General features: G+C 29.0%; 1 protein-coding gene and 1 pseudogene. Both read left to right on the forward strand.

What is annotated here, in order from left to right; all coding sequences use genetic code 11:
• Positions 1–158: 158 nt before the first annotated feature.
• A pseudogene (locus I2F62_RS13255) lies at positions 159–861 on the forward strand (IS5/IS1182 family transposase).
• A 586-nt stretch (positions 862–1447) separates the two neighbouring features.
• Positions 1448–1589, forward strand: a 142-nt coding sequence (locus tag I2F62_RS13000; RefSeq protein WP_324627406.1) for an IS630 transposase-related protein, incomplete at its 3' end; no start/stop codon positions are given.

Raw genomic sequence — 1589 nt, forward strand, 5'->3', positions numbered from 1 at the left:
ATTATTTAAATAACCAATTAAATATACTATTTAAATCAATCACCTATATTAAAACCATCAACACTCACATACTTTTGATAAGGATCTGTTAACAACTTATTTTCAAAAAATAGCGAATTAGTAAAATCGAATTGATAAACACAATTTTACTATTCGCTATACCTCGTATAATGCTGAAAGATCAACACTGGTCTAAGCTAATCGTTTTTTTAGAATCTATCTCAAACAAAATTTGAGAACTCTTATTCAAGAGATTCTTTATCGAATGCGGACATGATGCATTTGGAAAGACAGATTTACTTACAGAACTTGGTAACTCCAAATCAATATTTGAAACAATTCAAATGATGTTCAAAAATAAAAAAATACAAGCCATTGAATTAATTATAAATATTTAATAAAAAATGAGTTTTTATTGACAAGAGTCATGCCCTCACACATCAACATTCGACAACAACTAAACTAAACATCAAACTATTTCTAAACATCTTGGGAGTAATATAGTTCTAAAATTCTCTCGGCTATTGATGCTAACAGGGTAATCTAATCGAAATTATTATTTCAGATGAAACAAATCATGATGCTAAGGCTACGCCTGATTTAATTGCCAAATTAGGCTTAAACAAAAAAATTGTATGTGTAGATAAGGATATAATTATTAAACTTAAAGTGAATAGATCAGATGGCGGATAGACAAAAAATTTGACCCTCAATCAAAAAACTACCACCTATATAAAATCAATCACTTAGTTAAAAATCTGTTTTTATCTATTGAAGCAATTTAGAGGAATTTCGAATCGCTTTGATAAGCTCAAACGCAATTATGAGAGTGCAGTTTTCTTGGCTTGTATTTACATTTAGCTACCACCATATGGGCATCACTAGGTGAAAATTAATTCATATTTATTTATGGCTAAATTACAACCTAAAAATATCAACACAACCTAATATCATGAGTAGTTGATCTTAAATTTCAAACTTAGATAAGCGCCCTCGCTCATGCTAACTTTAACTCGCTTCAAACACCTGAAATATTTCTGATAATGTTGAAATTTTTATGCCAACTACACGTTTAAATTGACTATCGTATAGTGAGTTCACATGTGCATATTTTTATGATTGAAGAATAGCAAACTCATAAAGCATAGTAATAAAAACCCACAGGTATGAAATCATCACAAATATTCTTAAATAAATAAAAAACATATTACTTTCATGATCTATAGCTGGAATGGCTGGAGGTATAGCTCCTTTATTTATTAAAATAATAAATGCAACATAACCCAATACAACGATTAATATACTTTCTATATCTACTTTTTTATGATTAATCAAGTGCAAAATAATAGATAGAATGCAACTCATAGCAAATATAATTAAAATGTATTTCCTATATAGCTAAAAATATAAAGTTTGCTACACTACAAAAAACCTACTAGCTACTGTTATGCCTAAGCCATATTCCAATGATCTTCGCCACAAAGCTCTGAACTACTACAAAGAATGCCAGAATAAATCTAAAACTTGTATCATTTTTAAGATCGCAAGAACCACTCTAGATCTATGGATCAAACTTGAAAAGCATCAGG

This window comes from Acinetobacter sp. MD2(2019), assembly GCF_035615615.1.
GTDB lineage: Bacteria > Pseudomonadota > Gammaproteobacteria > Pseudomonadales > Moraxellaceae > Acinetobacter.